Annotated in this window: 26 protein-coding genes and 1 riboswitch; of the genes, 10 read left to right on the plus strand and 16 right to left on the minus strand. The window is 62.1% G+C overall.

Annotated elements, in window-relative coordinates; genetic code table 11:
* Positions 1 to 30 precede the first annotated feature (30 nt).
* The 6 genes from ACT53S_RS01350 (at position 31) to ACT53S_RS01375 (ending at position 6,248) form a co-directional block, all read left to right on the plus strand.
* Positions 31 to 912, plus strand: coding sequence for an ABC transporter permease subunit (locus tag ACT53S_RS01350; protein ID WP_476065662.1), 882 nt, complete (start codon positions 31 to 33; stop codon positions 910 to 912).
* 10 nt (positions 913 to 922) lie between these two features.
* On the plus strand, positions 923 to 1,765 hold the full coding sequence (locus tag ACT53S_RS01355; RefSeq protein ID WP_113375696.1) for an ABC transporter permease subunit: 843 nt from the start codon (positions 923 to 925) through the stop codon (positions 1,763 to 1,765).
* A 14-nt stretch (positions 1,766 to 1,779) separates the two neighbouring features.
* Positions 1,780 to 2,892 (plus strand): sn-glycerol-3-phosphate import ATP-binding protein UgpC, encoded by a 1,113-nt coding sequence (locus ACT53S_RS01360; RefSeq protein WP_476065663.1) that lies wholly within the window; start codon positions 1,780 to 1,782, stop codon positions 2,890 to 2,892.
* Positions 2,893 to 2,984: 92 nt separating this feature from the next.
* Positions 2,985 to 3,476 carry a cupin domain-containing protein gene (locus ACT53S_RS01365; protein WP_476065664.1) on the plus strand — a complete coding sequence of 164 codons (492 nt, stop codon included), beginning with the start codon at positions 2,985 to 2,987 and terminating at the stop codon, positions 3,474 to 3,476.
* Positions 3,477 to 3,571: 95 nt separating this feature from the next.
* On the plus strand, positions 3,572 to 4,519 hold the full coding sequence (gshB, locus tag ACT53S_RS01370) for a glutathione synthase (RefSeq protein ID WP_476065665.1): 948 nt from the start codon (positions 3,572 to 3,574) through the stop codon (positions 4,517 to 4,519).
* A gap of 199 nt (positions 4,520 to 4,718) precedes the next feature.
* Positions 4,719 to 6,248: a YifB family Mg chelatase-like AAA ATPase gene (locus tag ACT53S_RS01375; protein WP_476065666.1), complete on the plus strand. Its 1,530-nt coding sequence runs from the start codon at positions 4,719 to 4,721 to the stop codon at positions 6,246 to 6,248.
* A gap of 109 nt (positions 6,249 to 6,357) precedes the next feature.
* Here the strand turns inward: ACT53S_RS01375 and ACT53S_RS01380 are convergent, their stop codons facing one another.
* The 3 genes from ACT53S_RS01380 to ACT53S_RS01390 all read right to left on the minus strand — a co-directional run bounded on the left by ACT53S_RS01380 (position 6,358) and on the right by ACT53S_RS01390 (position 9,632).
* Positions 6,358 to 7,413: an HWE histidine kinase domain-containing protein gene (locus ACT53S_RS01380; RefSeq protein ID WP_476065667.1), complete on the minus strand. Its 1,056-nt coding sequence runs from the start codon at positions 7,411 to 7,413 to the stop codon at positions 6,358 to 6,360.
* A 509-nt stretch (positions 7,414 to 7,922) separates the two neighbouring features.
* Positions 7,923 to 8,891 carry a cysteine synthase A gene (gene cysK, locus ACT53S_RS01385; RefSeq protein ID WP_476065668.1) on the minus strand — a complete coding sequence of 323 codons (969 nt, stop codon included), beginning with the start codon at positions 8,889 to 8,891 and terminating at the stop codon, positions 7,923 to 7,925.
* A gap of 123 nt (positions 8,892 to 9,014) precedes the next feature.
* On the minus strand, positions 9,015 to 9,632 hold the full coding sequence (locus ACT53S_RS01390) for a LysE family translocator (RefSeq protein ID WP_476065669.1): 618 nt from the start codon (positions 9,630 to 9,632) through the stop codon (positions 9,015 to 9,017).
* A gap of 126 nt (positions 9,633 to 9,758) precedes the next feature.
* Between ACT53S_RS01390 and ACT53S_RS01395 the strand changes: the two genes are divergently transcribed.
* Entirely contained in the window at positions 9,759 to 10,391 is a 633-nt protein-coding gene (locus ACT53S_RS01395) for a LysE family translocator (protein WP_476065670.1), read from the plus strand.
* Positions 10,392 to 10,394: 3 nt separating this feature from the next.
* Here ACT53S_RS01395 and ACT53S_RS01400 read toward each other — a convergent pair whose 3' ends face one another.
* Genes ACT53S_RS01400 through dut form a run of 3 tightly spaced genes read right to left on the minus strand, consistent with a single transcriptional unit; the run spans position 10,395 to position 12,100 of the window.
* Entirely contained in the window at positions 10,395 to 10,697 is a 303-nt protein-coding gene (locus ACT53S_RS01400; protein WP_476065671.1) for an NIPSNAP family protein, read from the minus strand.
* A gap of 34 nt (positions 10,698 to 10,731) precedes the next feature.
* The gene (locus ACT53S_RS01405; protein ID WP_476065672.1) at positions 10,732 to 11,613 is read right to left on the minus strand and encodes a GNAT family N-acetyltransferase; all 882 of its coding nucleotides are present in this window, start codon (positions 11,611 to 11,613) and stop codon (positions 10,732 to 10,734) included.
* Positions 11,614 to 11,623: 10 nt separating this feature from the next.
* Positions 11,624 to 12,100, minus strand: coding sequence for a dUTP diphosphatase (dut, locus tag ACT53S_RS01410; RefSeq protein WP_476065673.1), 477 nt, complete (start codon positions 12,098 to 12,100; stop codon positions 11,624 to 11,626).
* An 87-nt stretch (positions 12,101 to 12,187) separates the two neighbouring features.
* Between dut and ACT53S_RS01415 the strand changes: the two genes are divergently transcribed.
* Positions 12,188 to 13,771 (plus strand): peptide chain release factor 3, encoded by a 1,584-nt coding sequence (locus ACT53S_RS01415; RefSeq protein WP_476065674.1) that lies wholly within the window; start codon positions 12,188 to 12,190, stop codon positions 13,769 to 13,771.
* A 75-nt stretch (positions 13,772 to 13,846) separates the two neighbouring features.
* Here the strand turns inward: ACT53S_RS01415 and ACT53S_RS01420 are convergent, their stop codons facing one another.
* Positions 13,847 to 14,518, minus strand: a complete 672-nt coding sequence (locus tag ACT53S_RS01420; RefSeq protein ID WP_476065675.1) for an HAD-IA family hydrolase — start codon at positions 14,516 to 14,518, stop codon at positions 13,847 to 13,849.
* Between the two features lie 118 nt (positions 14,519 to 14,636).
* A riboswitch (TPP riboswitch) is annotated at positions 14,637 to 14,733 on the plus strand.
* A 52-nt stretch (positions 14,734 to 14,785) separates the two neighbouring features.
* Between ACT53S_RS01420 and thiD the strand changes: the two genes are divergently transcribed.
* Positions 14,786 to 15,610, plus strand: a complete 825-nt coding sequence (gene thiD, locus ACT53S_RS01425; protein WP_476065676.1) for a bifunctional hydroxymethylpyrimidine kinase/phosphomethylpyrimidine kinase — start codon at positions 14,786 to 14,788, stop codon at positions 15,608 to 15,610.
* Positions 15,611 to 15,616: 6 nt separating this feature from the next.
* On the opposite strand, the gene ACT53S_RS01430 is transcribed toward thiD, so the two are convergent.
* Both ACT53S_RS01430 and ACT53S_RS01435 read right to left on the minus strand, forming a co-directional pair.
* Positions 15,617 to 16,012 carry a GFA family protein gene (locus ACT53S_RS01430; protein WP_476065677.1) on the minus strand — a complete coding sequence of 132 codons (396 nt, stop codon included), beginning with the start codon at positions 16,010 to 16,012 and terminating at the stop codon, positions 15,617 to 15,619.
* Positions 16,013 to 16,081: 69 nt separating this feature from the next.
* Positions 16,082 to 16,993 carry a pirin family protein gene (locus ACT53S_RS01435; protein WP_113375683.1) on the minus strand — a complete coding sequence of 304 codons (912 nt, stop codon included), beginning with the start codon at positions 16,991 to 16,993 and terminating at the stop codon, positions 16,082 to 16,084.
* A 245-nt stretch (positions 16,994 to 17,238) separates the two neighbouring features.
* On the opposite strand from ACT53S_RS01435, the gene ACT53S_RS01440 reads away from it, so the two are divergent.
* Positions 17,239 to 18,063 (plus strand): class II glutamine amidotransferase, encoded by an 825-nt coding sequence (locus ACT53S_RS01440; protein WP_113375682.1) that lies wholly within the window; start codon positions 17,239 to 17,241, stop codon positions 18,061 to 18,063.
* 9 nt (positions 18,064 to 18,072) lie between these two features.
* Here ACT53S_RS01440 and ACT53S_RS01445 read toward each other — a convergent pair whose 3' ends face one another.
* From ACT53S_RS01445 to ubiE, 7 genes are all read right to left on the minus strand, one after another.
* Positions 18,073 to 18,426 carry an MmcQ/YjbR family DNA-binding protein gene (locus tag ACT53S_RS01445; protein ID WP_113375681.1) on the minus strand — a complete coding sequence of 118 codons (354 nt, stop codon included), beginning with the start codon at positions 18,424 to 18,426 and terminating at the stop codon, positions 18,073 to 18,075.
* A complete protein-coding gene (coaBC, locus tag ACT53S_RS01450; RefSeq protein WP_476065678.1) occupies positions 18,423 to 19,637 on the minus strand; it encodes a bifunctional phosphopantothenoylcysteine decarboxylase/phosphopantothenate--cysteine ligase CoaBC in 1,215 nt (404 codons plus the stop codon). Before coaBC ends, ACT53S_RS01445 begins: the two co-directional genes overlap by 4 nt.
* Before the next feature lie 92 nt (positions 19,638 to 19,729).
* A complete protein-coding gene (locus ACT53S_RS01455; RefSeq protein WP_142073855.1) occupies positions 19,730 to 20,770 on the minus strand; it encodes a histidine kinase dimerization/phosphoacceptor domain -containing protein in 1,041 nt (346 codons plus the stop codon).
* Between the two features lie 16 nt (positions 20,771 to 20,786).
* Complete coding sequence (locus ACT53S_RS01460) at positions 20,787 to 21,224, minus strand: response regulator (RefSeq protein ID WP_113375678.1); 438 nt, start codon at positions 21,222 to 21,224, stop codon at positions 20,787 to 20,789.
* A gap of 2 nt (positions 21,225 to 21,226) precedes the next feature.
* Entirely contained in the window at positions 21,227 to 22,714 is a 1,488-nt protein-coding gene (locus ACT53S_RS01465) for a sensor histidine kinase (protein ID WP_113375677.1), read from the minus strand.
* A gap of 114 nt (positions 22,715 to 22,828) precedes the next feature.
* Positions 22,829 to 24,403, minus strand: a complete 1,575-nt coding sequence (ubiB, locus tag ACT53S_RS01470) for a 2-polyprenylphenol 6-hydroxylase (protein ID WP_476065679.1) — start codon at positions 24,401 to 24,403, stop codon at positions 22,829 to 22,831.
* Positions 24,404 to 24,408: 5 nt separating this feature from the next.
* The gene (ubiE, locus tag ACT53S_RS01475) at positions 24,409 to 25,185 is read right to left on the minus strand and encodes a bifunctional demethylmenaquinone methyltransferase/2-methoxy-6-polyprenyl-1,4-benzoquinol methylase UbiE (protein ID WP_476065680.1); all 777 of its coding nucleotides are present in this window, start codon (positions 25,183 to 25,185) and stop codon (positions 24,409 to 24,411) included.
* Between the last annotated feature and the right edge of the window lie 105 nt (positions 25,186 to 25,290).

Below are 25,290 nucleotides of genomic sequence, written 5' to 3' on the forward strand. Positions count from 1 at the left end.
GCCCCCGGGACTTTGCTTGAGAGGTTCCCGATGAAGCGCGTCCAGTTCAACTCGCGATATCTGCCGTATCTATTCCTGCTGCCGCAGTTCGTGATCATTTCGATCTTCTTCTACTGGCCGTCCGCCCAGGCGATCACCTCGTCCTTCTACATCGAGGATCCCTTCGGCTTCGGCTCCAGCTTCGTCGGTTTCGCCAATTACACGGACGCACTCGCCTCGCCCGAATATCGCAAGATTGCCGGCTTCACGGTGGTCTATAGCCTGATTGTAACCTTCCTGGCGTTGTCGCTCGGCCTCCTTCTTGCGCTGAAAGCCGATGCCGTGATCCGGGGCAAGTCCGCCTACAAAACGCTTCTGATCCTGGTCTATGCCATTGCCCCGCCGGTCGCGGGTCTGATCGGCATGATGTTCTTCGACCAACATATCGGTCCCTTCGTCAAATTCGCCGCCCTGTTCGGCTGGGACATGAAGGTGGGCCTCAACTACTTCGACACGGCCTTTGCCATGGTCGCGGTCGCGGTCTGGAACCAGATTCCCTATAATTTCATTTTCTTCCTCTCTGGCCTTCAGGGCATCCCGGCCTCCATCCGCGAGGCCGCCGCCATCGACTGCAAGTCCGGCACACGCCGCTTCTGGACGGTGATCCTGCCGCTGCTCACCCCGACCGCCTTCTTCCTGCTGGTCATCAACATGACCTATTCGCTGTTCGATACCTTTGGCGTGATCGACGTGATCGTGAAGGACAAGCCGGCCAACAACCCGATCACGCTGGTCTACAAGGTCTATCTCGATGGCTTCCGCGGCAATGACCTCGGCTCGTCCTCGGCCCAGTCGGTCATCCTGATGTTGATCGTGCTGGTGCTGACCATGATCCAGTTCCGCTTCATCGAACGCCGCGTTCATTACGGTTGAGGAGAGCGCCATGTATCGCACCAAATTCTTCGACCATCTGATCCTGATCGCCGGCGTGATCTTCATGCTCGGGCCGCTGGTCGTCGCCTTCACCACCTCGACGCATTCGGCGGCCGAGATCCACACCCATGGCCTGATGCTGTCAATCGGTGACGACTTCACCTCGACCTATGACAAGGTGCTCTTTAAGTCGGGCGGTTTTACCGGCCAGGTCACGGGCCTGACCATGGCGATGAATTCGCTGATCCTCGGTCTAGGCTTTGCCATCGGCAAGATTGTGCTCTCCATGCTGGCGGCATACGCCATCGTCTATTTCCGCTTCCGTTTTGCGACGCTCGCCTTTTGGCTCATCTTCACCACGCTGTTGTTGCCGCTCGAAGTGCGCATCATGCCGTCCTACAAGGTGATGAGCGATCTGGGACTCTTGAACACCTATCAGGGTCTGATCCTGCCGCTTTTGGCCTCGGCCACCGGCACCTTCTTCTTCCGCCAGTTCTTTAAGTCGGTCCCCGACGAACTGCTGGAAGCCGCCCGCATCGACAATGCCGGCCCGTTCAAGTTCTTCGTCGACATCCTCTTGCCGCTCTCGCGCACGATGATCGCCGCCGTCTTCATCATCATGTTTGTCTATGGCTGGAACCAGTATCTCTGGCCCATGCTGATGACGACGGACGAGAGCTTCTACACCCTGATGCGCGGCATCAAGCAGATCCTTCAGGTTTGGGTCGGCTCGCAGATCCCCGATTACAACGAAGCCTTTGCCATGGCTGTGCTCGCACTCCTGCCCCCCGTCATCGTGGTGGTGGTGTTCCAGAGCTGGTTCATCAAGGGCCTGACCGAAACCGACAAGTAAGAGAGGAACGCATCATGGCTTCCATCGATATAAACGAGGTCTCCAAGATCTACGACAAGGGCGGAGCGCGCGCCGTCGACGCGGTCGACATTCAGATCGAGGACGGCGAGTTCATCGTGCTCGTCGGCCCCTCCGGTTGCGGCAAGTCCACACTGTTGCGCATGGTGGCCGGTCTCGAAGCAATCTCGCAAGGCACGATCTCGATCGCTGACCGCGTGGTCAACGAGGTCGAGCCTGCCGATCGCGACATCGCCATGGTCTTCCAGAACTATGCGCTTTATCCGCATATGACCGTCTACGACAATCTCGCCTATGGCCTGAAGAACCGTGGTACGCCGAGGCAAGAGATCGCCGCCCGTGTCGCCGAAGCTGCCCGAATGCTCGAAATCGAGAAATATCTCGACCGTAAGCCACGTGCGCTTTCCGGCGGCCAGCGCCAGCGCGTCGCCATGGGCCGCGCGATCGTGCGTAAGCCTGCCGTCTTCCTCTTCGACGAGCCGCTCTCCAACCTCGACGCCAAGCTGCGCGTCTCCATGCGTGGCGAAATTCGCAAACTGCAGAAGCGGCTGAAGACGACGGCGATCTACGTCACCCACGACCAGCTGGAGGCCATGACGCTCGCTGATCGCCTGGTGGTGCTGAATGGTGGTCGCATAGAGCAGATTGGCACGCCGCTCGAGGTTTACAATCGCCCCGCCTCCACCTTCGTCGCGAGCTTCATCGGTTCGCCGGCCATGAACCTGCTCGACGGCGTCGTCGAAGACGGGCGGCTCATCTTCGGTGACGTCCCCTTGCAGATACCCGGTCTGCTGCCGGATGGCCCGATCCGCCTGGGGCTGCGTGCTGAAGATCTGGTGGCGGCGGAGCCGCAGGACGCCCAGTTCGTTCTGGCGGTGGATTATGTCGAGGAACTTGGCGCCCAGAGACTGGTCCACGGTCTGGTCGGTCACCAGGTGCTGACGGTGATCGTTTCGCCCAACGCTCCTCTTGCCGATCGTCTGCCTGTCCGGATAGCACCCGAAAAACTGCATTTCTTCTCGGCAGAAACGGGCAAGAGGGTCGAAGCGACAACGGCAGGCGAGGCCAATTCCGCCATTTGCCCGGTGCCGGTTCCGAGCTTCGCCTGAAGGTTCCGGATAGATCGCATTTGAATGATCTGCCAAACCGGACTTTAGCGCATGGCTGCTAGCGTCCCCCGGTCGCATTCACGGGGGAACCTATGCCAATTAAATTGCTCATTGCCGGAATGGTCGGTCTGATGCTTGCCACGCCACGCCGCCGAACCGAAGGCCCGGCTGCCGTGGTTGCCGCGCATGCTGATCACCTCGCCATGAAGGCGGCTCCGATCAATTCCGACTGGATCATTCGCGGCACCCCGCTGGCGCGCATCGGCGAGCATTCGACCAGCACCGACGAGGCCAGTTCAACCGCCGTCTGGGACTGCACCGCAGGCGAATTCCGCTGGTATTTCAACTGGGACGAGACGGTTGTGATCCAGGAAGGGGAAGTCCATGTGACCGACGCGGACGGCGAAGTGCGACTGTTACGTGCCGGCGACATTGCCTATTTCCGGGGGGGCACCTGGGCCACCTGGCGCATCGACAATTACGTCCGCAAGATCGCCTTCCTGCGCAAACCCTTCCCCGGTCCGCTCGCCACGCTGTACCGGCTGCGCAATGCGCTGCGTCAGGGCAAGTACTCGGCCCTCTGAGGTGATCGCAGCATCAGGAAAATTCAAGGCGGCCGCCGTTGCCATCACTGGCGGCGCAGCCTAAATCTGCCTTGCTTTTGAACGAGGACAGATCCATGGCGAAAATCACCAATGTCGCGGTCCAGATGGACCACGTCTCCACGATCAACATCGCGGGCGACTCGACTTTCGCCATGAGCCTCGAGGCGCAGGCCCGGGGTTTCAAGCTCTTCCACTACACGCCCGACCGGCTGTCGATGCGCGATGGCAAGGTCTATGCGACCGTCGAGCCCATGGAACTGCGTGACGTCAAGGGCGATCACTTCACGCTCGGAGCGCCGGAGCGCGTCGATCTCTCCACGATGGATGTCGTCCTGCTGCGTCAGGACCCACCCTTCGACATGAGCTATATCACCTCGACGCACCTGCTTGAGCGTATTCACCCGAAGACGCTCGTGGTCAATGACCCGGCCTGGGTGCGCAACTCGCCGGAAAAGATCTTCGTCACCGAATTCGCCGACCTGATGCCGCCGACCCTGATCACCAAGGATCCGGCCGAGATCGCCCGCTTCCGGGAAGAGCAGGGCGATATCATCCTGAAGCCGCTTTACGGAAACGGTGGCGCCGGTGTCTTCCACTCGACCCGCGATGACCGCAACTTCTCCTCGTTGATGGAGATGTTCAACCAGATGTTCCGTGAACCCTTCATCGCCCAGGGCTATCTGCCGGCTGTGCGCAAGGGCGACAAGCGCATCATCCTCGTAGATGGCGAACCGGTGGGCGCGATCAACCGCGTCCCGGCCGAACATGACGCCCGCTCCAACATGCACGCTGGCGGCAGGCCGGAGCCGACCGAACTGACCGCCCGCGAACGCGAGATCTGCGCCCGCATCGGTCCCGCTCTCCGTGAACGGGGCTTCCTCCTGGTCGGCATTGATGTCATCGGCGATTACATGACGGAGATCAACGTCACCTCCCCGACCGGCATCCGCGAAGTCAAGAAGTTCGGCGGCGCCGACATCGCGGCACTTCTGTGGGATGCCATCGAGCGGAAGCGCGCCTGACGCAAGCATCTGAAACGGCTCATAAAGTTCACGGCACGTTCTGCTGTTGCAACCGGTTGCAACCCCACGACTATCGCGGGATGCGGATGTTCCGTAAATGTTCTTGCCAATTCCTGCGCCTTATGCGAGATTGTTCCTGTCTACACACGCAATATGAAGTTGCAGGTGGCGGCCAGGGGACGATCGGCGAGGGCGGGCAATGGTGGCGCGTGTCAGTACGGTTGCATTCCAGGGGATCGAGGGTGTGCCCGTCGATGTCCAGGTCATGGTGGCACCGGGCAAGCCCGGCATGCAGATCGTCGGCCTGCCCGACAAGGCAGTCGCCGAAAGTCGCGAACGGGTGCAAGCCGCGCTCCATGCCTCCGGTCTCGCTCTGCCGCCGAAGAGGATCACCGTCAATCTGGCACCTGCGGATCTTCCAAAAGAGGGGTCTCATTTCGATCTGCCGATCGCGCTCGGACTGATGGCAGCCCTGGGCGCCATTCCGGGTGACGCGCTCTCCGGCTATCTCGTCATCGGCGAGCTCAATCTCGACGGCACGATTGCCCCCATCGCTGGTGCGCTTCCGGCGGCGATCAGCGCAAACTCTGTCGACAAGGGGCTGATCTGCCCGGCCGACAGCGGCGCCGAAGCCGCCTGGGCCGGCGCAGACCTCGACATCCTCGCGCCGCGCAGCCTGATTGGCCTCGCCAATCATTTTCGCGGCACCCAGATCCTGTCGCGGCCGGAGCCGTCCGTGCGCGCACTGCCCGCCAACCTGCCGGATTTGGCCGACATCAAGGGCCAGGAAAGCGCCAAGCGCGCTTTGGAAGTGGCGGCTGCTGGCGGGCACAATCTGTTGATGGTCGGCCCGCCGGGCTCCGGCAAGTCGATGCTGGCAGCCCGGTTGCCCTCGATCCTGCCGCCGCTCTCTGCGGCCGAATTGCTCGAAGTTTCGATGATCCATTCGATCGCTGGCCAGCTTTCGGGCGGCAAGCTGTCGGATCGCCGCCCCTTCCGGACCCCTCATCATTCCGCCACCATGGCGGCACTGGTCGGCGGCGGCCTGAAGGCCCGACCGGGCGAGGCCTCGCTCGCCCATCACGGCATTCTCTTCCTCGACGAACTCCCCGAATTTGCCCCGCCGGTGCTCGATGCGCTCCGCCAGCCGCTCGAAACCGGGGAATGCATCATTGCCCGCGCCAATCACCGTGTCTCCTATCCCTCCGATTTCCAGCTGGTTGCCGCGATGAACCCGTGCCGCTGCGGCATGGCGGGTGAACCCGGCCATGTCTGCGCCCGCGGAATCCGCTGCCAGAGCGAGTATCAAGGCCGCATTTCAGGCCCCCTGATGGATCGCATCGATATCCGCATCGATGTGCCGGCAGTCTCGGCTTCCGACCTCATCCGGCCGGGCACGGCCGAAAGCAGTGCCGACGTTGCCCGTCGCGTGGCCGCTGCCCGCAACCGCCAGCGCGAGCGTTTTGCTCGGCTCGATCTGCCGTTCTCGACCAATGCCCGCTGCTCGACAGCGCTGATCGAAACGCTTGCCGAACCTGATCCCTCTGGCCTCCAGTTGCTGCGTGACGCGGCCGACAAGTTCCGTTTTTCGGCCAGGGGTTATCACCGGGTGTTGAAGGTGGCGCGAACATTGGCCGATCTCGACGGGGTGGAAACCCTGGGCCGCATCCACCTTGCCGAAGCGATCTCCTACCGCATCGCCTCGGAGCGTCTAGCGGCCGCAGCCTGAATGCGCGATGGCCCGCTCGCAGGCAAAGGAGACCCGAGCAAGCCAGTCGCGTCCGAGGAAAGCTGTGCGTATGCGGGAAATCCAGTTCGGCAGAGACGGGGATGTGCCGCTATCGGGCGTTCTGTGGCCCGGTTTCGTCCGGTCTCAGCATGTCGGTCGGCAGCGACAGGCGGATGACGGCCCCGGTTTCCGGATAGTGCATCTCGGCCTGGCCGCGAACTCCGGCAATCACGCGCTTCATCAGGGTGGAGCCGAAGCCGCCGGCGCCGACCTCCGGCGGTGTTGGCACGGGACCGCCGGTCTCGCGCCATTCCAGGATGAGCCGGCTCTCTTCGTCTGCGCCGTCTTCGAGGCGCCAGGTCAGGTCGATCTGGCCGGTGCCGACGCTGAGTGCGCCATATTTGGCGGCGTTGGTGCCAAGCTCGTGCAGGATGAGGCTGAGCACCACGACGGTCTGGCCACCGACCGGAACCCGGGGGCCGGAGGCGGAGAAGCGCGGCGTGCCGACCACGGCAAAGGGTTCGAGCGCCTGGAAGATGACGGACTGCAGCGAGGCATCCTCGCCTTCGCGCAGGCCCCTGAGGAGCAGGTTTGATCGACCGAGTGCCGTCAACCGGTCGCGCAGCCGTGCTGCAAGCTCCTCCGCACTGGAGGCATTCTTCAAGGAAAGGCTGATGATGGCGTTGATGGTGGCGAAGATGTTCTTCAGTCGGTGGTCAAGCTCCTGCGCCATCACCTCCTGCCCGTCCGCCAGGCGCTGTGTCTCCTGCCTGGCGGCTATTTCCGCCCGGTAGGCACCCATCATGAGGTGAATCAGCGTGAGGTCCGTCACGATGACGAAGACATAGAGGCCCATTGCCACGAGCGTTCCGGCCGAAACGTCGAAGCGGTAGGGCGTGATGAAGAAATACCATGCCGAGAGGCCGGAGAGGATCGCGACCAGAATGCCCTGGCGCACTCCGAAGACGAAGCCGCAAATGACGACGGCTGGAAAGAAGGTGAGGAAAGGAAAGCCCGCGGGCATCAGCGGGTCGAGCCAGGCCCGAAGCAGCAGCGCGACGAGGAAGACGGCAAGACTGGCGCCATATGTGACCACCTTGTCCTTGCTGGACAGGGTTTTCTGGACTGCTGCAAAGGCCGGCAGGGTGTCGAAATAGGAGCGCATGGGCCTCAATCGTCTGACAGGAAGACGTATTATGCGACGTTAAAACAGAAAAACCAGATAGCGACCCTAGCTAACCCTGGAGGCGCCGACAATCCACGATACCGTATCCTGCGCTTGAACTCTTCGCGGCGTTTGCCGGTTCCGCGTTCCCGCAGAGAGAGGATCGACATACCGAGTTCGTCAAGCTGTGGCGGTCCTCGGCGGCCGGGGCGACCTCGGCCGGTCGTCGGCAATCATGGACCAAACCCTCTCGTGGCGGCATCGGCACGTCTTCAGGTTCGCAACTGCGGTCCTCTGACCGAAAAGTCGGTCACCACGGATTCGGGAACCTGTCTGTGGCTGCCGACATGAGAACAGTCCGACACATAAAAGCGTGGCGGGGAGAACGGGCATGCGAGGCAGGCGGAGCCGAAACGCGCATGCCGCACACGCAAGGCAATGGCGGCTGACGCGGCAAGGGAAAACCGCGTCAGCCCGCAAGGCATCGATGCCTGTCCGATCCCGTTGCTTTATTCGCCGAGGCCGGCAAACAAGGCGGTCGAAAGATAACGCTCGGCAAAAGAGGGAATGATCACGACGATCGTTTTTCCGGCATTCTCTTCCCGCTGGCCGACCTTGATGGCGGCAGTCAGTGCAGCGCCCGAGGAGATCCCGACAGGCACGCCTTCCAGCCGCGCCACGAGACGGGCGTGCTCGAATGCCTCGTCATTGGTGATGGTGACGACCTCGTCATAGATGTGCGTGTCGAGGATGGCAGGGGCAAAACCCGCACCGATGCCCTGGATCTTGTGCGGTCCCGGATTGCCGCCGGAAAGCACCGGGCTGTCGGCGGGCTCGACGGCGATGACCTTGATCGACGGTTTCTTCGCCTTCAACACCTGGCCGGTGCCGGTGATCGTACCGCCCGTCCCGATGCCGGAAACGAAGATATCGACCGAACCATCGGTGTCGTTCCAGATTTCCTCGGCTGTGGTTCTGCGATGGATTTCCGGATTGGCCGGGTTCTCGAACTGCTGGGGGATGATCGAATCCGGCGTCGTCTCGGCCAGTTCCTGCGCCTTGGCGATCGCGCCCTTCATGCCCTTGGCGCCCTCAGTCAGAACAAGCTCAGCGCCGAGCAGGGCCAGCATCTTGCGCCGCTCGATCGACATCGTCTCGGGCATGGTCAGGATCAGTCGATAACCCTTGGCGGCGGCCGCAAAGGCGAGCGCGATGCCGGTATTGCCGGAGGTCGGCTCGATCAGCGTGGTCTTGCCGGGCGTGATCTTTCCTTGGGCTTCCAGGCTTTCGATCATCGCCACGCCGATGCGATCCTTGACCGAGGCGATCGGGTTGAAGAATTCGAGCTTGGCGAGCAGATGCGCCTTCACGCCCTTTTCCTTGGCCAGCTTGTCGAGCCGCACGATGGGTGTGTCGCCGATCGTCTCGGTGATCGATCCGTAAACGCGTCCACGCCCGGGTTTCTTGGTATCCGTCATGTTTCACTCCCTTTCGGATTTTTGCTTGCAGACAAGATAGGCAGATTGTCTGCCGCCCGCCAGAACCGTTTGTTTCCGCAGTCTTTGAAACGGGAAATAATCCTCCGCCGGGAGAGGAAAAGGTTAGACGGGACGGGCCGCGATATAGGCAGCGGTGCCGGCAAGGATCCCTGCCGCTCCGCGATTGAGCAGCTTGAGCGCCGAGGGTCGTTTCATCAGATGCCGCGCCTGGGCGGCCAGTAGGATATAGGGAATGAGCACTGCCATCAGCACGGCGAATGTCAGGCCGATCAGCAGCAGATAATCGATGAGCCCGATGTTCCCGAGCGGCAGAAGGCTCGGCACCAGTGCGATATAGAACAGCATCGTCTTTGGATTGCCGAGCGTCACGAGCAGCCCGGACAGGAAAGAGCGTCCCGCCCGGCTTTCCCGGTCGGCTGTCACCGATTGCGAAAGGAGCCCCGCTGTCCAGAGCTTGTAGGCGATATAGACGAGATAGGCGGCCCCGATGAACTTGATCACCAGGAAGATCGTGGTGAAGGTTTTCGCAACGATGGCCAGCCCCAGGATCACGGCCGTGAGATAAACGATATCACCGAGGATAAGTCCCAGCCCCATGAAGAAGGTCGGCCTGAAACCGGATCCCAATGCCCGCGCGACGATCGCCGTCATGCCGGGTCCGGGAATCGCGGCCGCGATAAAGAGCGCGCCGCAATAGGCGATGATCGTGGCAACTGTCATGGGGGCCTCCCTCTCCGAAATGATTTCATAATCTCGAGCCGGAAGACTTGCAACGGTGACACGATGGCGATTGCCGCAGCCCGAAACCCGCTCTTAAGTGGCGTTGACACCCCGGAGATCGCCTGCATGCCAAGTCTCACCGCCTTTGCCGCCTTCGCTCTGATCTGTCTCGGTATGGTGCTGACGCCGGGGCCGAACATGATCTATCTCGTCTCCCGTTCGATCTGCCAGGGGCCCATGGCGGGCATCGTTTCGCTCGGCGGCGTCGCCCTGGGTTTCGTCGTTTACATGCTGCTGACCGCCTTCGGCATCACCGTGCTGCTGCTCGCCGTGCCTATGGCCTATGAGATCCTGAAATTCTGCGGCGCGCTCTATCTCCTCTGGATGGCCTGGCAGGCGCTACGCCCTGGCGGCCGCTCACCCTTCCAGCTGCGTGACCTGCCGGTTGACAGCCCGCGAAAACTCTTCGTCATGGGTTTCGTCACCAGCCTGCTGAACCCGAAGGTGGCGATCCTCTACGTGTCGCTCCTGCCGCAATTCGTCGATCCGGCGCTTGGCAGCGTCTTCGTCCAGTCCGTCATCCTCGGCTTCACCCAGATCGTCATCAGCGTAACGGTCAACGCACTGATCGCGCTTTCCGCCGGCACGATCGCCCTGTTCCTGGCCGGCAGGCCGGTGTGGATGGTGGTGCAGCGCTGGTTGATGGGCACGGTGCTCGCCGGGCTGGCGGTTCGCATGGCGATGGAAGCGCAGCGCTGATCGTCAGAAGATCGGGCGCATGAAGCTGCGGTCATAGCGCAGGATGCAGCGCGTCTCCTCGGCATAGGCAAAGGCAGCCTGACACTCGGCATCGGCGGCCATCGCCTCGCGATAGGCCTCATAGGCCGCCAGCGAGGGAAAGCTGAACAGGGCAAGTGCGATGTCGCTCGCCCCTTCATGCGGCAGAAAGTAGCCGTGATGCGTGCCGCCCAGGCGATTGACCAGGGGGATCCAGAGCTTGGCGTAATGCTCGAATTCCGGGAGTTTGTAGGGGTCGACCACATAGCGCAGGCTGCAGGTTATCATGCTGGGTAAACCTTTCTCTGGAGGTGGCCATGCGTCAAAAATCAGCCATCGGCGACAGCATGGCGGGCATGGATATCGCCGACGGCTGCATCCCTCTGATCATCAGCGCACAAGAGCCTTCGAAAGGCTCGGCATCTCCCCTCCATCCGAGGCGATCTGTCGGGAAGAACACGTCCACGCGATCTGGCAAAACGCCCATGCCGTTACGAATTTCGCACAGTGATGGTATCCGCCGCGCGGCGATGTCGAGCAGTTGCAGGGTGTCGCCAATTACCTTCCAGGCAATGACGGCCTCGAGCGCGGGCAAAAAACTAAGTCGGATTTCCGGATCGAAGAGCGCATTGAGCACGAACATTTCGGACTGGCGGGCAACGGCAAGGAATGAGGAGACGGGTTGCCGGTCCGCGAGAATAGACAAGGTCAGCGCGAGATCGTCGGGCTTCGCCAAATCGAGATCCCGCGCATCGGCCTCGCCGGACGTGCTGGCGGGCAAATGTCCGCAAAACTTGAACTGCGGCACGACGTCAAAACCGAAGGGCCGATAGAGGCCAGGCTTGTCGGTCAAAAGAAGACCGGCTTCGAACTTCTGTGCGTCGGCCCAGGCAAAGGCGCGGTGCATGAGGTCGCGGTAGAGACCTTGTGCGCGAAACTCCGGGCGAACGGCACCAGATTGAAAGCCTGCGGCCCTCACCACGCGCCCTTCGATCATGACCGGCAGGGAAAACGCCGAGAAATTGGCGACACAACGACCGGCCTCGTCGAAATAGCCGAACGGCATCGACGAGGGATCGGGTCCACCGAGACCGTTGAGCAGACGGATGTCGATGCCGAAAACATCGTGCAGCAGATCGGCCAGCGCCTCAAATGCGGCAGGATCGCCAAAATAGTCCTGCCGCAGTGTCAGCCGTTCGATCATCCCGGAGCACTCACACCCCCGTAGACCCGAACCCGCCGGCGCCACGCGCCGTGTCGGATGTCTCGCTCACCTCGGCCACGCGCGCCTGCGTCACCGGCGCAATCACCATCTGGGCGATCCGCATGCCGCGCTCGATCACGAATTCTTCGTCGCCGAGATTGATCAAGAGCACCTTCACTTCGCCGCGATAATCGCTGTCGATCGTGCCGGGGGTGTTGAGGCAGGTGATCCCGTTCTTGAAAGCAAGGCCGGAGCGCGGCCGGATCTGCGCCTCGAAGCCGTGGGGGATCTCGAAGATGAAGCCGGTCGGGATCAAAGCGCGCTTTCCCGGCGCCAACGTCGTCGGCTCATCCTCGGCAACGGCCGCCCTCAGATCCATGCCCGCAGCACCTCTCGTTTCGTAAGCCGGCAGATCGATCCCCTCGCCATGGGAGAGACGCTTCAGATTGAGCATGGGACCAAGGACATCGGAGCGAACGGCGGACATGGGCGAGGTTCCTTTGTTTCTCGCGCTCAATTGCATATTGGCTGTCGAAACGCTAGATAACCGCCGACCAAAAGGAATTCCTGAGACATGGCTGAAACGCTCGCAGAGGCGGTCTCCCGCCGCCGCACCTTTGCTATTATCGCCCACCCGGACGCCGGCAAGACGACGCTCACCGAAAAGCTGCTGCTGTTCGGCGGTGCGATCCAGCTCGCCGGTGAAGTAAAGGCCAAGAAGGATCGCATCCAGACCCGGTCGGACTGGATGAAGATCGAGCGCGAGCGCGGCATTTCGGTCGTCACCTCGGTGATGACCTTCGAATATGAAGGCAATGTCTTCAACATTCTCGACACGCCCGGTCACGAAGACTTCGCCGACGACACCTACCGCACACTCACGGCCGTGGATGCCGCCGTCATGGTCATCGACGCCGCCAAGGGTATCGAGCCGCGCACGCTGAAGCTGTTCGAAGTCTGCCGCATGCGCGACATCCCGATCATCACCTTCGTCAACAAGATGGACCGCGAAAGCCGGGATATCTTCGAGATCCTGGATGAGGTCGAAGAGAAGCTCGCGCTCGACACGGCCCCGATCACCTGGCCGGTCGGCCGCTCAAAGAGCTTCTGTGGCTCCTACAATCTGGCCAACAGCACCTTCCGGGGCAATGACACCCAGGCCGAGCCGACCAAGGTCAACGGCCCGCAGAGTGTTGCCGATCACCTGCCGGAAAATGAGCGTGCGGCTTTCGTCGATGAACTGGAGCTCGCCGTCGAGGCCTGCCGTCCCTTCGACCAGAAGGCTTTCCTGGAAGGCCACATGACGCCCGTATTCTTCGGCTCGGCTTTGCGGAATTTTGGCGTGCGCGATCTGATCAATGCGCTGGGTGCCTATGCGCCCCCGCCGCGCGACCAGGTGGCCGATGTCAGAACCGTGCATGCCTCGGAAGAAAAGATGACGGCCTTCGTCTTCAAGATCCAGGCGAACATGGACCCGAACCACCGCGACCGCATCGCTTTTGCCCGCATCTGCTCGGGCAAGCTGGAGCGCGGCATGAAGGCCAAGCTCGCCCGCACCGGCAAGCTGATGGGGCTGACGGCACCGCAATTCTTCTTCGCCTCGCAGCGCCAGCTGGCCGACACCGCCTTTGCCGGTGACGTGGTGGGCATCCCCAACCATGGCACGCTGCGCATCGGCGATACGCTGACCGAAGGCGAAAACCTCGTTTTCCAGGGCGTGCCGAACTTCTCGCCGGAAATCCTGCGCCGCGTGCGGCTGGAGGATGCGATGAAGGCGAAGAAGCTGAAGGAAGCTTTGCAGCAGATGGCGGAAGAAGGCGTCGTCCAGCTCTTCTCGCCGGAAGATGGCTCGCCGGCCATCGTCGGCGTCGTCGGTGCGCTGCAGCTCGACGTGTTGAAGGAACGCCTGTCGGCCGAATACACGCTGCCGGTCTCCTTCGAAATGTCGCGTTTCTCCGTCTGCCGCTGGATCTCGGCCGACAACAAGGATGATCTGGAAAAGTTCATGACCCAGCGACGCGGCGATATCTGCCGCGATCTGGACGGCGATCCCGTCTTCATGGCGCAGGACCAGTTCTCGCTGCGCTACGAGGCGGAGCGTTATCCGGCGATCAAAATGGTCGCGATCAAGGAATATCACGTCGCCAAGGCGGCGTGATCGCCTCACATGTCCGGCATGCGCTCCATGGGGCGCATGCCGCTCTGCGCTCGTGAGACCAGCCTCGCAGCGGCCTTAGCAGTAACGCAGCCGGATCAATCCTTCACCATCGACATCCACCGTCACGCCCTCATAGCCGTGCAGGCTCGGGTGGCGTGTTTCCAGCGGATGTGTATGGGTGGCCGTGATCACCATGACATCGGCGCCGGCCCCTTCGCCGGCCAGCACGCCCGCCATCACATCCTCGAACACCAGGCAATGGGTCGGATCGACGCCCAGTCGCTCTGCGCCCAGCCTGTAGCCGGCCGGATCCGGCTTGCCGATTTTGACGTCTTCCGCCGTGACGATCTTCAGCGGCTGCGGCAGCCCGGCGGCCGCGATCCGGGCGCGGGCAAGCGCCGAGGGCGCCGAGGTGACGATCGCCCAGCGCTCGGCCGGAAGCGCGTTCAGAAACTCGATCGCCCCGGCGATCGGCACGATCCCTTCGACATCCTCGATCTCGCCGCGCTCGATTTCCAGCGCTTCGGCGACGACGTCCACGCCCGGAAGGTTCAGCCCCCGGATCGTATCGATGCCGCGCTTGCCATGCATGGTCGGCAGGAAAGCCTCGACATCGAGCCCCATTTTCGCCGCCCAGCGGCCCCAGACCCGCTCGGCGGCGGCGATCGAGTTGAGCAGCGTTCCGTCCATGTCGAACAGGAAGCCGTGATAGGAGCGGGCGGGAAGAGGCGAGGGGGAAATGGTCAAGAGCGTACACCTGATGCTGGGGGAACGGGAGGCAGGTAACCAATTTGGCGACAAGCGGCAAATGAATTGATCAAAGACAAGTCGCGCCGGTGACAGGCAGACCGGTCTGAGATAGACAGGACGCAGACAGGGGCGTCCGGCGAAAGCCGGGCTGAGAAGCACCCTTTGAACCTGAACCAGATCATGCTGGCGGAGGGAGTCGTTCGGTCTATCCGGCAGTTGGCTGCCCGAGTCCGCCGCCGCTCCACCGTCGAAGGGAGCGCGCCGATGACCAATCCGATCCGCAACGTCCTGTCCATCGCCGGCTCCGATCCCTCCGGTGGTGCCGGCATCCAGGCCGATCTCAAAACCTTTGCCGCCCGGGGCTGTTATGGCATGGCCGTGATCACCGCGCTCACCGCCCAGAACACGCAAGGCGTCTCGGCGGTACGTCCCCTCGATCCGGATTTCGTTGCAGAACAGATCCGCATGGTCTTTGCCGATATCCGCGTCGATGCGGTGAAGATCGGCATGATCGCCAATGCCGGCATTGCGCGGGCCGTTGCAGAAGCCCTGAGCCCTCATCGCGGCATTCCCGTCGTGCTCGATCCGGTGATGATCGCCAAGGGTGGCGCCGCATTGCTCGATCCCGCGGCCGTTACAGTCCTCAAAGAAAGTCTGCTGCCACTCGCAACACTTGTAACCCCCAATCTGCCCGAGGCCGCAGCCCTGCTCGGAGATCCGGAAGCCTCCGACCGCCGCATCATGGAATCCCAGGCCGTGCGGCTGACGGCGCTTGGGGCGAAAGGCGTGCTGGTCAAGGGCGGGCATCTCGCCGGTCACGAAAGTCCCGATGTTCTGGTGGCGGAGGGGCAGGTGACCTGGTTCGAGGCATCCCGCATTGCCACGCCCAACACCCATGGCACCGGTTGCTCGCTGTCCAGCGCGCTCGCGGCGGAACTTGCCAAGGGGCTCGAACCGCAGGACGCGGTGCGTGCCGCAAAGGCATGGCTTAAAGAGGCTGTGCGCACCTCGGGTAGTTTGTCTGTCGGATCGGGCCATGGCCCGGTGCACCATTTCCACGCCCTGTGGTCGGTCGATTCGAGGAACTGAAAATTTTCAGCTGTCGGCGTGGCACTCGAGGTCGCGGATATCGAAGACGAAGGGCAGGGCGGAGCTCAGCCATGACTGGTGGTGAGGCTTGAGCTCCCGTCGCTGGTCAATGGTGCCGAGCCGGATACCGATGGCCCCGTCGGCGCTTTCGCGCCAGAGCGGCGAACCGCAGTTGCCGCAGAAGAACTGGTCGCTCGGCTTTCCGCTCTCACCGAATTTGCGGTAGCGCCGTGGTTCCCCGCAGACGAGGCCAAGACTGCCGGGGAGGGCTGCAGCCGTCACGCGATAGGCAGACCCGGTCAGGCGTTGGCAATCGGTACAATGACAGATCCCGATCCGCAGCGGATCGATCTCCGCGTCGTAGCGAACTTCGCCGCACTGGCATGATCCCGTCACCCGCATGGCATCCTCCGGGCAAAGAAAAGCCCGGCGCTGGAGGACGCCGGGCGAGATGAACTTGACTGCGGGAGGTTAATGATCGGCCTTGATGAAAGTTCCGTTCTGCAGCTCTTTCATCGCCTGCATCAGTTCTTCGCGGCTGTTCATGACGATCGGGCCATGCCAGGCGACCGGCTCCTTGATCGGCTTGCCGGTGACGAGAAGGAAGCGGATGCCCTTCTCGCCGGCCTGAACGGTGATCTCGTCACCGGTGTCGAAGACGACGAGCGTGCGATTGCCGGAGAGGTCGCGGATGTTGAGCTCCTCGCCCATATACTCCTTCTCCACCTTCACGCCGAAGGGTTTCGACGCATCGCGGAACGAGCCGGAGCCGGCGAAGATATAGGCAAAAGCTGAGCGGTAGGTATCGACGGGGAAGGTTTTGCGCTTGCCCGGCGGCACCGAGATGTCGAGATAGACGGGCTCTGCGGCAATGCCGTCGACAGGGCCGCTCTTGCCCCAGAAGTCACCACAGATGACCCGCACGGATGTGCCGTCGTCATCCACGACAACAGGAATGTCGGCCGACTTGATGTCCTGGTAGCGCGGCTTGGTCATCTTCAGCGAGGATGGCAGGTTCGCCCAGAGCTGGAAGCCATGCATGCGTCCGGCAAAATCGCCCTTCGGCATCTCCTGGTGCATGATGCCGCTACCGGCCGTCATCCATTGCAGGTCGCCGGCGCCCAGCATGCCCTGATTGCCCAGGCTGTCGCCATGTTCGACGGTGCCGGCCAGCACATAGGTGATCGTCTCGATGCCGCGATGCGGATGCCAGGGAAAGCCGCGGATGTAATCGCCCGGATCGTCGTTGCGGAAATCGTCCATCATCAGGAAGGGGTCGGTCATCGACGGATCGCCGAAGCCGAACACGCGGTGCAGCTTCACGCCGGCACCTTCCATGGTCGGAGTGGCGCGGCTCTCATGCTTGACGGGACGAATGGACATCGGGACTGGCTCCTCGGGCCGAAATGCGTTGATTGAGGCGCAATATAGCCGCTCTTCCCCGTGGCTGCAGCAGGGCCGGACGGAACGCAGTGTTCACATTTGCTCGTGCTGCACTGCAGAAAACAATTGCTGCCGCCGACAAATTTCTGTCATGAAAGTGGAGATGTTTGCGAATCGTTAGTTTATCAGGCGAACACTGGCGTCGGGCAGCCTTCGTGTCGGCGCCTTCCGGAGTTGTGAAACGCATGTGTCGTTGGGCAGCCTATCGCGGAGAAGCGATCTTCCTTGAGGAACTCGTCACCTCGCCTGCCCACTCGCTCATCGAACAGTCCCATTGTGCGACTCGCGCCAAGACCGCGACCAATGCCGACGGTTTCGGCATTGCCTGGTATGGGGACCGGCCGGAACCGGGTCGTTTCCGCGACGTCCTGCCGGCTTGGTCCGACTGCAATCTGAAAAGCCTCGCCCGCCAGATTCGCTCGCCGCTCTTCCTCGCCCATGTCCGTGCCGCCACCCACGGCTCGACCCGCCGCGACAACTGCCATCCCTTCGTGCATGACACCTGGTCCTTCATGCACAATGGCCAGATCGACCATTTCGACCGCATCCGCCGGCCGATGGAAGCCATGCTCGACGACGCGCATTTCAATGCCCGCGTCGGCACGACGGACAGCGAGCTGCTTTTCCTGCTCGCCCTGCAGTTCGGCCTCAGGGAGCGCCCGCTGGCAGCCATGAGCGAGGCGGTCGGCTTCGTCGAGCAGATCAGCCTGCATTTGACCGGCGCAGCCCGCGTCCGCATGACCGCAGCCTTTTCGGACGGCGACACGCTCTATGCCGTTCGCTATTCCACCGACGAATTCGCCCCGACGCTCTATGCTGCGCCCATGGGGCCGAAGGGCAGCTACTGCCTCGTGTCCGAACCGCTCAACGACGAAGCCGACACCTGGGTGGAAATTCCGCCTTCGAGTGCCGTCATCCTGAGCGCCAAGGGCCTGGAGGCCGCGGAGTTCAAGCCGGTATCGGCACGGATCGACATGCCACAGATCCGGTCGGTCGCGCTTGCCGGTTGATCTCCGGCCTCAGTCGTCGATCCCCAGTTCCCGCCGGAGCTTGCGTGTCAGGCTGCCAGCGACAGCTCGGTAGGATCGCTGCAGATATTCCGTAAGCTCGGCCTCTTGAAGCTCCGTATCCGGGGCGACGCTCACCCATTTCCGCTTGGCGAAATAGGGCGCCTGCGAGACGCCCTGCAAGGCGGTCAAAATCTCGAAGCTTTCCTCGCTGACTTTGAAGGCCAGGTGCCGGTCGTTGTCGGACAGCAGGCCAAAAACCTTGTCCCCGACTTTGCCGACCCGGCTATCCCACTGGTCGACTTGGCTGGTGGCCGGAAGGCTCTCGACAAAAGCGGTAAATCCGTCGCGGGTGAAGAGGCTCATGCCGAGGCACCCGACATTTGCGTGGCGATCCACAGCGCCAGTCGCTCGGCCACGTCCTCCTTCGACAGGTCCGGCCACGCTTCCACGCCGTCGCGCGTGATCAGCTGCACGCGGTTGCGGTCTCCGCCCATGATGCCGGTCTGTGGCGAAACGTCGTTGGCCACGATCAGATCCGCCCCCTTGCGTTCGAGCTTCGCCCGCCCGTTCTCTTCCACGTTCTGCGTTTCCGCCGCAAAGCCCACCACGAGGCGCGGCCGTTTCGCGTGATGGCCCACGGTCTTCAGGATGTCGGGGTTCTCGGTTAGCATCAATGGTGGCGGCGCTTCGCCCGGCTGCTTCTTGATTTTCTGTTCGGAACCTGAGGCCACGCGCCAGTCGGCAACGGCCGCGACCATCACGGCGATATCCGCCGGGAGATTGGCGATGACGGCATCGCGCATCTCCTCTGCCCGCTCCACATGCAGAACCTGCACACCGACCGGGTCGGCGATGGTCACCGGCCCGGATACCAGCGTTACCTCCGCGCCGAGCCGGGCGAGTGCTGCGGCAATGGCATGCCCCTGCTTCCCCGACGAACGGTTGGCGATGTAGCGCACCGGATCGATCGGCTCATGGGTCGGGCCTGATGTCACGACGGCCTTGAGGCCGGCGAGCGGCTTCGGCCCGGATAGAAGGTCTTCCGCCGCGGTGACGATTTCCAGTGGTTCGGCCATCCGGCCCACACCGCGCTCGCCGCTCTCGGCCATCTCGCCCGCCATCGGGCCGATCATCGTGACCCCGTCCCCCTTCAGCGTCGCGACATTGCGCCGGGTTGCGGCATTGTCCCACATCTTCGGGTTCATCGCCGGCGCGATGAGAATGGGCCGATCGCTGGCAAGCAGCACGGCGGAAGCGAGATCATCCGCAAGCCCATGCGCCATCTTCGCCATCAGGTCGGCCGTGGCCGGTGCCACCAGGACCAGGTCGCAGTCCCGCGCCAGCCGGATATGGCCGACATCCTGCTCGTCCTCGCGGGAAAACAGATCGAGATAGACATGGCTCGCCGAAAGCGCGCCGACGGCAAGCGGGGTCACGAATTCCTGCGCCGCCCGCGTCATGATCGGGGTCACCTTTGCGCCACGCTCGCGCAGCCTGCGGATCAGGTCCAGGCTTTTATAGGCGGCGATACCGCCGGCGATAATCAAAACGATGCGTTTACCGGCCAAGGTCATGAAAGTAGGGCCCCTTTTGTCGGTGCGACCCTAGCGCAAATCGGCTCAGAGGCAAACGCCGTCACGTGTTCCTGGTAAACGGTCGAGCCGGATCAGGCGGTCACGTCGAGCTTCAGCGGCACCTCGGCCACCGTGCCCGCCTGCCCCTCCAGATAACGCAGCCCATCGCCCAGCGTAGACGCCATCGACTTGACGATCCGACTGCCGAGCCCGGTCCCCTTCGGTGCGTCATCGGGATTCATGCCGATCCCGTCGTCCTCGACCCGCAGCATGGCCTCCTCTTCGGAGAGCCGCTTGAGATGGACGCGGATGTCACCGTTTTCGCCGGGCGCATAGGCATATTTATAGGCATTGGTGACGAGTTCGGTGACGATCATGCCCACCGAGACCGCCTTGTCGGCACTCATGGAGATATGGTCGGCATCGAGCATCAGCCGCATCGGCTTTTCCGCGCTGCTCAGCGAATTCGATAGCTCCGCGGTCAGCCGCCCGAGATACCGGTCGAGTTCGACACGGCTCACGTCGTCGGAGGTGTAGAGGCTGCGATGCATGCCGGCGATCGCGGTGATGCGGGCCTGCGTCTCGGCGAGTTCCGCCTTCACCTCTTCGCTGCGCGCGCTGGAAATCTGCAGCCGGAGCAGGCTGGCGACGAGGGCAAGCGAGTTGGCGACGCGGTGATTGACCTCGGCGAGCAGAGCTTCCGCCCGCTCCTTGGCCAGGCGGATTTCTTCATCCGCCCGCTCCTTGGCGGCGCGCAGCTGTGCATTCGCGATCGACTGCTCGATGGCGCTCGTCAGCAGCGACAGAAAGTCCTCGCTGACCGTCTTGATGACGTAATCGGCAGCCCCTGCCTTGATTGCCTCGATGGCGATCTGCGCCTCGTTCGAGCCGGTCACGTAGACGACAGGCAGATCGACCCGCGTCTCCCGCATCAGGGCCAGCACCTCGTGACCTGTCGTATTGCGCAGGTAGTGATCGAGCACGATCGCGTCGAACTCCCCGCTCTTCAGCAGGTTGAGCGCATCATTGGCCGTTTCTGCATGGGCCATGTCATGGCCGAGGCGCCCCAGGTGTTTTTGCACCAGGCGCGCAATTGCCGCGTCGTCATCGATATAGAGGACGCGGAAACTCATCGGAGCGGGTCCGAGCTCATGGGATTTGCATGACAGAAAAGAAGAGACCGAGCTGCCTGATGGCATTGGCGAAATTGTCGTAATCGACAGGTTTGGTGATATAGACATTGGCCCCGAGGTCGTAGCACCGCTGGATTTCGCGCTCGTCGTCCGTCGTCGTCAGAATGACCACAGGCATGCGCCGCGTATGCGGATTGGATTTGATCTGGTCGAGAATATCCGTGCCGGACATGTCGGGCAGGTTGAGATCGAGCAGGATCAGAAGATAACGGTCTTCCGAAACCTTTCCGCTCCGGTCCGAACCCAGGACATAATCGAGCGCCTCGGTCCCGTTGGTGAACGGAATGATGTCGTTGTTGACGCCGGCACGCCGGACGTTCTTTTCGATAAGACGAGCATGACCTTCGTCATCCTCGATCATGATGATCGTAACTTCTTTGCCCACCGCTTTCATAATCAACTCCGTACTAAGCGTGACAGATCGGATGGCAGCCTGAGCACGAAGGTCGATCCCTCTCCTAAACGAGAGGTAACGCTGATTTCCCCGCCAAGGTTCCGAGCCAATGAACGAACATGGGCAAGGCCGATGCCCTCGCCAGCTTTATCCTGTTGTCCAGACCGGCGAAAGAGCTCGAACACACGTTCGTGATCCTGCTCCGCAATCCCGCGTCCGTTGTCCTGCACCTCGATCCGCACCATGTGGCGGCCTTCGGGCATGGAGCGAATGGAGAGGGCCAGCGGCCGGTCCGGACTTTTGTATTTGATGGCGTTGTCCACCAGATTTGAGAGTATCTGCTCGACCGAGAGCCGGTCGGTAATCAGCCGATCGGCACGGATGTCGAGGTCAATCGCTCCGTCGCTTTCGCTGATCTGGTGGTAGACGCTCGCCGTGATCGTCTCGACCAGTGGCTTGAGCTCGATCTCTTCCGGCTTCAGCTGCCGCCGGCCATCGCGGGAGATCTTCAGGATGGCATTGATGAGCCCGTCCATCTTGCGTGTAGAGGAGCGGATGAAGCCGATCGCTTCCGGCAGATCCTCGGCAGCCGCCAGCCGTGCAGTCTGGATCTCGTCCTCCGACAACGGCTTGCCCTCGTTCAAAACATAGGTTTGCAGGGCCTTCAGCGAGGTGTCCAATTCCGCCGTAAAGCCCATGATGTTGACGAGCGGCGCCCGAAGGTCATGCGTCACGATATAGGCGAAGCGCTGGATTTCCTGGTTCGCCTGCATCAGGTCCTCGGTGCGCTCGGCAACGCGCGCCTCCAGGCCTTCGTTGAGGCGGCGAACTTCCTGCTGCGAAGTGGCGAGAGCCCGGATATGCTGGGCGACGACGAAGAGGGCCGCGCCCATGATCACGATGATCGCGACACCGCCGGCGATCGTGATCCACTGCAGTTGCTGGGTTGCATCGATCTGCTGGTCGGCGCCCTTGTCGATCGCCAGATCGGATTTGTCCTTGAAATCCTCGAGGATCTCGCGGATCCGATCCATGTTCTTGCGCCCGACATTTGTCTCGACGAGTGCGACGGCTGCCGCCTGATCGCCATCGCGAACCAGTTGGATGGTGCGGGCCATTTCCGTGAGCTTGCTCTCCACCAGGCTGCGCAGCTCAGTCGTGTCCCGCTCTTTGACCGGGCGTCCGTCCACCTTTTCCGCAAGCGCTTCGACGGCGGAGCGGATCTCGCCGACGGCCTGTTCATAGGGGCTGAGAAACACCTCGTCCCCTGTGATCAGAAAACCGCGCTGGCCGGTTTCTCCATCCGTGAGCTTCTGCATCAGGTCTGCAGACATGCGGCGGATATCACGCTCGACAAGGATGTCGCCGAAAGTCGTGCGGGTTCGCTCCACCAGACCGAAAGTGGCAACGATGATGATAACAAGGATACCCGTGCCGATCAGCAGGAAGAGCAGGGCGGATCGGACCAGGCCGGTTTGTGTGGCGGACATGAATTTCCAGACGGAACAAAGAGCGCAGTATGTGGTTCGAACGCCCGACAGCGCTTATTGTTCCATCATGTCTGACGAAAAATTTTGGCGCTCGGCCGGCCCGCCCCAAACGTGTCAGGAAAGCTGAATGGCGATCGCTACGAGCGCGAGGGCAATCACCCAGAGCGCGATCCGTCCGGACCGCGTGTGCCTGGCCTCTGCCCGTCCGATCCGCTCGGCGGTCTGCGCGTCGAAACGCAACCCTTCTTCGCTCATGCGCATGATCTCGCCATGAAGCTTTTCCGTCTTGGTGGCGATGTCCGGCAGGGCCTCGGCCAGCCGCATGGCAGCCTTGGCGCCGTCCTTCAGGTCGGTGACGATGCGTTTGGGCCCGAGATTGTCGCGGATCCATCCGGAGACGACCGGTTCGGCCGCCTTCCACATGTTGAAGCGCGGATTGAGAATGCGCGACACACCCTCCACGACCACCATCGTCTTTTGCAGCATCACCAGTTCTGGCCGCGTTTCCATGTCGAAGATCTCGGTGACCTCGAACAGTAGCGTCAGGAGCTTGCCCATGGAAATGGTCTCGGCCGGTTGTCCATGGATCGGCTCGCCGATCGCCCGGATCGCCTGGGCAAAGCTTGCGACATTATGATGAGAAGGCACGTATCCGGCTTCGAAATGAACCTCGGCGACGCGCATGTAATCGCGCGTGATGAAACCATAGAGAATCTCGGCGAGAAACCGGCGCTCTTTCTTTCCAAGCCGCCCGGCGATCCCCATGTCGACTGCCACGATCGTTCCGGAGGCATCGACGAACAGATTGCCCGGATGCATGTCGGCATGGAAGAAGCCGTCTCGCAGCGTGTGACGCAGGAAGGATTGGATCAGCGTATCGGCAAGCGCATTCAGGTCATGTCCGGCGGCCCTCAGGCCTTCGACATCCGACATCTTGATGCCGTCGATCCATTCCATGGTGACGACATCACGCCCGGTTCGCTCCCAGTCGACCTGGGGCACCCGGAAGCCCGGATCCTCGGCCGTGTTCTCCGCGATCTCCGACAGCGCTGCCGCCTCAAGCCGGAGATCCATCTCCACCTTGGTGGTCTGCTCCAGCGTCTTCGTCACCTCCACGGGGCGCAAACGCCGGGAATTCGGGATGAAGCGCTCCTGCAGACGGGAGACCAGATACATGGCTTCGAGATCGGCCGCGAAACGTTTGCGCACGCCCGGTCGGATGACCTTCACGGCGACCTTGCGACGCCCCTCAGGTGTCTCGACTTCAGCCGGATGCACCTGCGCGATCGAGGCAGCCGCAATCGGCTCCTCGAAGCACGCATAAAGATCCTCGATCGTCCGGCCGAGCGACTCGCGGATCGTCGACCGGGATGCCTCGGTCGGGAAAAATGCCATCCGGTCCTGCAGGCCGGAGAGATCCTCGGCAAAATCGGCGCCGACGACATCGGGTCGGGTGGCGAGAAACTGGCCGATCTTCACATAGGAGGGACCGAGACGCGCCACGGCATTGGCGAGCCGGTCGGCCCGCTCGACGGATTTCGTCCGGCTGCGGGCAAGCGGCGCCACAGCGGCTTTGGCAAAACCCACGAGCGGCGGCAATCCTTCCGACGGCAGCGCTGCAACAACGCCTTCCCGCACAAGCACCCAACCAACCCGCGCCAGGCGGACATATGCACCGATCGTGCTCATGGGGTTCAGATCTTCCAGCCGGAATGCAGCGCCGCGATGCCTCCGGTATAATTGGTGAAGCGCACGCTGGAGAAACCGGCGCGTTCGATCATCCGGGCAAAGTCCGCCTGGTTCGGGAACTTGCGGATCGATTCCACCAGATACTGGTAGGGTTCGGCGTCACCGGTGATCATCTTGCCGAAACGCGGGATCGCGTTGAACGACCAGGCATCATAGACCTTGTCCAAGAGCGGCATCTCGACCTCGGAGAATTCCAGCACCAGAAGACGCCCGCCACGTTTCAGCACGCGAAAGGCTTCCGACAGCGCCACATCGATATGCGGCACGTTGCGAATTCCGAACGCGATCGTATAGGCGTCGAAAGTGTTGTCCTCGAAGGGCAGGCTTTCGGCATTGGCCTCGACGAAGGTGAGGTTGGGGGTGAGCCCCTTCTTCTCCGCCCGTTCCGCGCCGACACCCAGCATCGAGCCGTTGATGTCGAGCACGGTTGCATGGGCCAGCCGGTTGGAGGCCTCCACGATGCGGAATGCGATGTCGCCGGTGCCCCCAGCCACATCAAGCACCTTGTAGTTAGGATCCTTGCGCGGATTGAGCGAGGCGACCATTGCGTCCTTCCAGACGCGGTGCAGGCCCGCCGACATTACGTCGTTCATGATGTCGTAGCGCTTGGCCACCTTGTGGAAGACCTCGTTGACCAGGCCCTGCTTTTCCTGTTCGTCGACCTGGCGAAACCCGTAGGAGGTTTCCATGCCACCATCGGCGGAAATGCGGCTCTCGGTCATCGATTTACTCCACGTATCGGACAGGTCGGGCGGACCATAGCGAAAAGGGCTTGCGCGCGCTATCTGCGCAAGTGCACCGGCTTCATGGCTGGTCTATAGACCGTA

The organism is Allorhizobium sp. DMC15, assembly GCF_056314065.1.